This is a genomic window from Longimicrobium sp., from assembly GCF_036399935.1.
In the GTDB taxonomy this organism is placed as follows: domain Bacteria; phylum Gemmatimonadota; class Gemmatimonadetes; order Longimicrobiales; family Longimicrobiaceae; genus Longimicrobium.
In genome coordinates, this window is the sequence record NZ_DASWMD010000036.1 from 22,993 (window position 1) to 30,058 (window position 7,066).

At 68.4% G+C, this 7,066-nt stretch carries 7 protein-coding genes; 4 read left to right on the plus strand and 3 right to left on the minus strand.

The annotated features are described in order from the left end of the window. Nucleotides 1-7 precede the first annotated feature (7 nt). A complete protein-coding gene (fadI, locus tag VGB24_RS12520) occupies nt 8-1,306 on the plus strand; it encodes an acetyl-CoA C-acyltransferase FadI (RefSeq protein ID WP_331073284.1) in 1,299 nt (432 codons plus the stop codon). 57 nt (nt 1,307-1,363) lie between these two features. Here the strand turns inward: fadI and VGB24_RS25465 are convergent, their stop codons facing one another. From VGB24_RS25465 to VGB24_RS12530, 3 genes are all read right to left on the minus strand, one after another. Then, on the minus strand, nt 1,364-1,693 hold the full coding sequence (locus VGB24_RS25465) for a type II toxin-antitoxin system RelE/ParE family toxin (RefSeq protein ID WP_414676727.1): 330 nt from the start codon (nt 1,691-1,693) through the stop codon (nt 1,364-1,366). Then, complete coding sequence (locus tag VGB24_RS12525; RefSeq protein ID WP_331073285.1) at nt 1,651-2,151, minus strand: hypothetical protein; 501 nt, start codon at nt 2,149-2,151, stop codon at nt 1,651-1,653. Before VGB24_RS12525 ends, VGB24_RS25465 begins: the two co-directional genes overlap by 43 nt. 214 nt (nt 2,152-2,365) lie before the next feature. Next, a complete protein-coding gene (locus VGB24_RS12530) occupies nt 2,366-2,938 on the minus strand; it encodes an NYN domain-containing protein (protein WP_331073286.1) in 573 nt (190 codons plus the stop codon). Nucleotides 2,939-3,241: 303 nt separating this feature from the next. On the opposite strand from VGB24_RS12530, the gene VGB24_RS12535 reads away from it, so the two are divergent. The 3 genes from VGB24_RS12535 to VGB24_RS12545 all read left to right on the plus strand — a co-directional run bounded on the left by VGB24_RS12535 (nt 3,242) and on the right by VGB24_RS12545 (nt 7,017). Continuing rightward, complete coding sequence (locus tag VGB24_RS12535) at nt 3,242-3,733, plus strand: Rrf2 family transcriptional regulator (RefSeq protein WP_331073287.1); 492 nt, start codon at nt 3,242-3,244, stop codon at nt 3,731-3,733. A gap of 114 nt (nt 3,734-3,847) precedes the next feature. Next, nucleotides 3,848-5,185, plus strand: coding sequence for an MFS transporter (locus VGB24_RS12540; RefSeq protein WP_331073288.1), 1,338 nt, complete (start codon nt 3,848-3,850; stop codon nt 5,183-5,185). Continuing rightward, the gene (locus VGB24_RS12545) at nt 5,182-7,017 is read left to right on the plus strand and encodes an ABC transporter ATP-binding protein (RefSeq protein WP_331073289.1); all 1,836 of its coding nucleotides are present in this window, start codon (nt 5,182-5,184) and stop codon (nt 7,015-7,017) included. The genes VGB24_RS12540 and VGB24_RS12545 overlap by 4 nt, the downstream gene beginning before the upstream one ends. The last annotated feature ends 49 nt before the right edge of the window (nt 7,018-7,066 follow it).

Genomic DNA, 7,066 nt, shown 5'->3' on the forward strand with positions numbered 1-7,066 from the left:
GGTGCACATGAACGGACAGGGACGCAGGGTCGCCATCATCGACGGGTGCCGTACCCCCTTCGCCAAGTCGGGAACCGACTTCCGCGACGTGTCGGCGGTGGAGCTGGGCAAGGCGTCGGTGCGCGAGCTGATCGCCCGCACGGAGATCGACCCGCGGCTGGTGGACCACGTGGTGTACGGCACCGTCGTGCAGTCGGTGCAGGAGCCCAACATCGCCCGCGAGGTCACCCTGGGCGCAGGCATTCCGCCTACGGTGCCGTCGTTCACCGTGGGCCGGGCCTGCGCCTCCAGCAACCAGGCCATCACCTCCGGCGCCGAGCACATCGCCTTGGGCATGGCCGACGTGGTCATCGCCGGCGGCGCCGAGTCGCTGACCGACGTGCCCATCCTGTTCTCGCCCGAGATGCGGAACGCGCTGGTGCGCGCCTCCAAGGCGAAGTCGCTGGGCGAGCGCATCCAGGCGTTCCGCGCCATCCGCCCGCGGCACCTGGCTCCCATCGCCCCCGCCATCGCCGAGCCCACGACCGGGCTTACGATGGGCGAGTCGGCGGAAAAGATGGCCAAGGAAAACGGCATCACCCGCGAGGCGCAGGACCGCTGGGCCCTGCGCTCGCACCAGCTCGCCGCCGCGGCCACCGAGGACGGCCGCCTGACGCGCGAAATCGCCCCGTTCTACGTGCCGCCCAGGTTCGACCGCGTCGCGACGACCGACAACGGCGTGCGCGCCGACACCTCGTTCGAAAAGCTGTCCACGCTCAAGCCCGTGTTCGACCGCCGCTACGGGACGGTGACGGCCGGGAACGCCTCGCCGCTCACGGACGGCGCGTCGGCCGTGCTGCTGATGAGCGAGGAGAAGGCAAAGGAGCTGGGGCACAAGCCGCTGGGCTTCATCCGCAGCTACGCCTACGCCGCGCTGGACCCCAACGACCAGCTGCTGCAGGGCCCCGTATACGCCGCGCCCGCGGCGTTCGACCGCGCCGGGCTCACCATGAAGGACATCGGCCTGCTGGAGATCCACGAAGCGTTCGCCGCGCAGGTGCTCAGCAACCTGCAGTGGTTCGATTCCGACAAGATCGCCCGCGAGCGGCTGGGGCGCGACAAGGCCATCGGCCTGCCGCCGGAAGACCGCATCAACGTGATGGGCGGCTCCATCGCCATCGGCCACCCCTTCGGCGCCACGGGCGGGCGCATCACCGTGACCCTGCTCAACGAAATGCGCCGCCGCGGCGAGCAGTTCGGCATGATCAGCGTCTGCGCCGCCGGAGCAATGGGCTTCGTGATGATCGTGGAAGCCGCGCCGAACTGATTGCAGCCGCGTCCTCTCGACAAAGGGCTCCCGTGCGGTGGCGCGGGAGCCCTTGTTTCATCCTCTCATCCAGCGCCGCGGATCCCGGTGCTGGTGAACGCAGTTAGTGACTATGATTCGCTCGTCCGAAACCTGAAATACGATCGTGTATGGAAACCCACGGACCAGCGCTCGGCGGACCCGGCCAACACGCAGGAACCTCAACGGGTTCTCCCGAAGCGCGCTGATAGTGCTCTCCACCGCGGCCAGAAACTCCACGCCTTTTGAGGCGTTTCGCTCCTCATACCACCGTGCGGCGCGCTCCATCCCTCGTTCAGCCCTCGGACGAATTTCCAGCGCGCGATTCACTGATTCCCTGCGCGCAGTCGCGCGCGCACGGTTTCCCACGGAATTGACGAATCCGGATCAGCTGCGTCGGCCTCGATCTCCCGAAGCGAATCCGCGATGATCTCATCCGACATCGGAAAGATCCCGCCATCCTCGAAAATCCGCATCATCACGCTCGCGATTCGGATCCGCTCCTCGGGCGGAAGGGCGAGCAGATGCTGAATCGGGACGCCCGTCGGATCTCCGCCCGGCACCGTTTCCGATTGCACCGCATCGCTCCCAAGGTACGCACGGAACTGCTCGAGAAACTCCTCCTTCGGGATGAGGGACGGGTCAGGATCGCCCTCGTCCTCGCAAGGGTCATCCAGCTCGCGGCGGGCCTCAGCCATGAGTTCGTCCAGGATCTCCTCATCCCGGTCGCCCAGGCTTTTGCGTAGCGCGATGAAGATGCCGAGGCGCTTCTCGTGCGGTTCCGAAAGAAGCGTTTCGTCGGGGATGTCCATCATGATTGTGGTCATCGGAGATCCTCCACCGCGGCGTGTGCCGCGATCGCTGATGGTTGACGATAACACCGCTGCGGCGCTCTTCCAACTGTCCAGACCCAAGCGGTGAAGCCGGACGAAAGAGAACACCGTGAACAAGCCTGAAGGATAGTCCTCCAACGCCGAATCTCCAATACCGCGAGCCGCCACCGCGCGGGCCCATTTCCCGACATCCAGCCGGGGGAGCCGGTCAGTCCGTGCGCCTGCCGAGAGCGCAGGTGCGGAGAAACTTCTCGTCCAGCTCGCACTGAACGTCGCAGGTCTGCGCCAATTGGTCGGTGTGCTTCTGGGCGGGAAGGTGGCACCAGGTCACGCGCTTCCCGCGTGCTTGAACGGCGCGGACCGCGCGAACGTAGTCCGTGTCGCCCGCGACGAGCATCGCGACGTCGAAACGGTCCTCGTAGGCGCCGATCACCATGTCGACCGCCAGGTTCACGTCCGTTTCCTTCTCGACGTGATAGCGGCGTCCGCTCCTGTCCCACCGCGGCTCATGCCGCCCCAGCACCAGCTCGATCCGCCCGCTGCGCCGAAGCTCGTCGAAGAACTTCTGCTGGCGACGGTACGCAGGGCTGTTCACGTCGGGGAGCGGCGACGTGTAGTAGCGGAGCTTCGCGAAGTGGTACCCGCGGCTGAGGCGCGTCGCGAGCAGGTTGACGTCTACTCCGAACGCGATGCGCTCCTGGTGCAGCGCCAGGTTGAAGTTGCTGCCGTCGACGAAGATCTCGACCTTGGGCGGCCGAGCGGGGGAGGGATTCGAGGTCACGGTCGCAGGCAAAGTAACGAGGGGTTGCACCATTTCTGGCACAACCCCCCGGAGTTACGTACCGACACTGCCCGCAGGCAGGCGGCGACCGTCGTATGTCCAGTTTAACACCCGGCCACGCGACTGTCAAGGGGGATGTTCGGCCTGAAAGAGAACATCGTGAACACGCCACAAGGATAGTCTGCGGAGGCCGAATCTCCAATACCGCGAGCCGCCAGCGCGCGGACCCATTTCCCGACATTGACACTAGGCGGATTCGCAACTAGACTGGTTACAGTTCAGCACCCGGAGAGGCCCAGGCGGATGTCGACGATCAGCAGCAGGGTGGCGATGGCGGTGCACGTGCTGGCGTTCCTGGCCCGGCGCCGGGGCGAGGCCGTGACGTCCGACACCATCGCGGGAAGCGTGAACACCAACCCGGTGGTGGTGCGCCGGCTGATGGGCTCGCTTCGCAACGCCGGGCTGGTGCAGGTACAGCCGGGGGCACGCGGCGGCGCGCAGCTGGCCCGCGAGCCGCAGAACATCACCGTGCTCGACGTGTATCGCGCCGTGGAGGAAAAGCCCGATCTATTCGCGCTGCACGCGGAGCCCAGGGGCGACTGCGACATCGGCGGCAACATCCGCGGCGTGCTGCGCGGCGTCTTTAGCCGTGCGCACGGTGCCATGCAGCGAGAGCTGGGTGCCGTCACCATCGCCGACGTCTTCCACGACGTCACCGGGCGCTCGTGCTGCGGCCCGCAGCCGGCGAAGGGGGAATGCCGCCAGCCCGCGGGACGGCCCCACGCGGAGGCGTAGTGCGCTTCCGCGTGGCACCAGTCTCGCGCCTGCGCGCCGCTCCACGAGGGGAAAAGTGCCGCGTCAGCCCACGGGTGACGCGGGTTTGGATGGACCGATGAAAGCAACGATCAGATGATAAAGCGCGCCACCGGGGCGTTTACCGGGCGTGAGTGGGGTTTGCTGGGAATTCTGCTGGCCGTGCAGTTCTGCCACATCCTGGACTTCGTGCTGATCATGCCGCTGGGGCCCATGCTCATGCGGTCGCTGGACGCGTCGGCCAAGGAGTTCGGGCTGCTGGTGTCGGCGTACACGTTCAGCGCGGCGATCACGGGGCTGGTGGCTTCGGCGTACATGGACCGCTTCGACCGCAAGCGGATGCTGATGGTGCTGCTGGCCGGCTTCGGCGTGGGTACGCTGCTGTGCGGCCTGGTGGACTCGTACGGCCCGCTGATGGCCGCGCGCGTGGTGGCCGGCGGGTTCGGCGGGGTGCTGGCGGGCGTCGTGTTCGCCATCGTGGGCGACCAGATTCGCCCCGAGCGCCGGGCCACGGCCATGGGCGTGGTGATGGGCGGCTTCAGCGCGGCCTCGGTGCTGGGGCTTCCCTTCGGGCTCTCCCTGGCCGAGGCCACCGGCTGGCAGACGCCCTTCCTGGTGCTGGCCGGGGTGACGGGGGTGATCCTGGTGCTGGGCACCTGGCTGCTGCCGCCCATGAACGCCCACCTGGCACACCGGCGCGAGGGCAACGTGTTCCGCGACCTGGTGCAGGTGGCGCGCGACCCCGAGCACGTCAAGGCGTTCACGCTGACGACGGCCATCATGTTCTCGGCATTCACGGTGGTGCCGTTCCTCAGCCCGTACCTGGTGGGCAACGTGGGGATGGCCGAGAACAAGCTGGACCTGATCTACTTCGCCGGCGGCCTGGCCACGCTGGTCACCGGCCCGGCCCTGTTCGGCCCGCTGGCCGACCGCTACGGCCACGCGCGCGTGTTCGCCTGGGTGGCCGTGGGAAGCATTCTGCCCATCGCGGTGGTCACCAACCTGCCCGTTTCGCCGCTGTGGGTGATCCTCACCGTCACCACGCTGATGATGATCATGGCATCGGGGCGGATGATCAGCGCCACCGCGCTCGTGACGGGCGTGGTGCACCCCGCCCGCCGGGGAAGCTTCATGAGCCTCAACTCGTCGGTGCAGCAGGGCGCGGCCGGGCTGGCGGCCTCCGTCGGCGGGCTGATGATCGCCGGGGGCGGCGGCAGCAACGCGCCCATCACCGGCTACCCGGCGGTAGGCGCCCTGGCCATCGCGGCCACGCTCACCACCATCCTCCTGGTGCGGCGGCTGCGGCCCGCGCAGGTGGAGGCCGCCGTGCCGCAGCTGGACCAGACCGGCGCGCCTGCCCTCGCCGCGCCCCTCGAGGCACCCCGCCGCCGCGTGGCCGCGGACGACCGAACGATTCCGGGAATCAGAACGTGACCGATACCAAGACCAAGAAGAAGAACGCGCTGCGCTCGCCCGAAGCCTGGCGCGAGGCGCGCGCCCTGATGTGGCACCACCGCCGGTACCTGGGGATCGGGCTGGCGCTGATGGTCGTCAGCCGCCTGGCGGGCATCGTGCCGGCCGCGAGCTCCAAGTACCTGATCGACGAGGTGGTGGGCAAGGGCCGCAGCAGCCTCCTCGTGCCCCTGGCCGGCGCGGTGCTGGCGGCCACGCTGGTGCAGGGCGTCACCTCGTTCGCCCTGTCGCAGGTGATCAGCGTCACCGCCCAGCACGCCATCACCGACATGCGCCGCCGCGTGCAGCGCCACATCACGCGCCTGCCCATCCGGTACTTCGACAACACCCAGGTGGGCGTGCTGGTGTCGCGGGTGATGACCGACGCCGAGGGCATCCGCAACCTGGTGGGCACGGGCATCGTGCAGCTGGTGGGCGGCGTGTTCACCGCGGTGCTGGCGCTGGCCGCGCTGCTCTACCTGAACTGGCAGCTGACGGTGGCCATCGTGGTGGTGCTGGGGGCGTTCTCCTTCGCCATGACAACCACCTTCAAGCGCCTTCGCCCCATTTTCCGCGAGCGCGGCGAGATCAACGCCCAGGTCACCGGCCGGCTCACGGAAACGCTGGGCGGCATTCGCGTGGTCAAGGCGTACGGCACCGAGCGGCGCGAGGAGCGCGTCTTCACCAAGGGCGCGCACCGGCTGTTCCGCAACATCGCGCGGTCCATCACGGGCGTGTCGGCGGTGGGCTCGTTCGCCACCATCGTCATCGGGCTGGTGAGCGTGGCGCTGATCCTGGTGGGCGGACGGGCGATCCTGGACGGGCAGATGACGCTGGGCGACCTGTTCGCCTACGTCTTCTTCACGGGGCTGCTGGCGGCACCGGTGGTGCAGGTGGCCTCCATCAGCACCCAGGTGAGCGAGGCCTTCGCGGGGCTGGACCGCATCCGCGAGGTGCTGGAGATGAAGACCGAAGACCAGGAAGACCACGATCGCGGCGCCGTGGGGCACCTGCGCGGCCACGTGCGGCTGGAAGACGTATGGTACGAGTACAACCCGGGCGAGCCGGTGCTCAAGGGGATCGACCTGGACGCGCCCCCGGGAACCACCACGGCGCTGGTGGGGAGCAGCGGCTCGGGCAAGAGCACGCTGGTGAGCCTGGTGATGGCCTTCAACCGGCCCACGCAGGGGCGCGTGCTGGTGGACGGGCGTGACCTGGCCGAGCTGCGGCTTTCGGAGTACCGCGCGCAGCTGGGCGTGGTGCTGCAGGAGAACTTCCTCTTCGACGGCAGCGTGGCCGAGAACATCCGCTTCGCCCGGCCCGACGCCACCCGCGCCGACGTCGAGGACGTGACCCGCATCGCCAACGCCGACGACTTCATCCGCGCCTTTCCGCAGGGCTACGACACCATCGTGGGCGAGCGGGGGATCAAGCTCAGCGGCGGCCAGCGGCAGCGCATCGCCATCGCGCGGGCGCTGCTGGCCGACCCGCGCATCCTCATCCTGGACGAGGCCACCTCGTCGCTCGACAGCGAGAGCGAGTACAAGATCCAGGAAGGGCTGCGCCGGCTTCGCGAGGGCCGCACCAGCTTCGTGATCGCGCACCGCCTGTCGACCATCCGCAGCGCCGACCAGATCCTGGTGCTGGAGGGGGGCGCGGTGGTGGAGCGTGGCAGCCACGCGCAGCTGATGGCGCTGGGCGGCCGCTACCGCGAGCTGCACGACCGGCAGTACGCGTTCGAGCACGACCGCTTCATCAACCCGGGCGAAGACTTTACCCCCGACCCCGACTTCACTGCGGCCGCGGCCAACTGACAAAAGCATCTCACGCAGAGGACGCAGAGAAAAGGGAGAGGACGCAGAG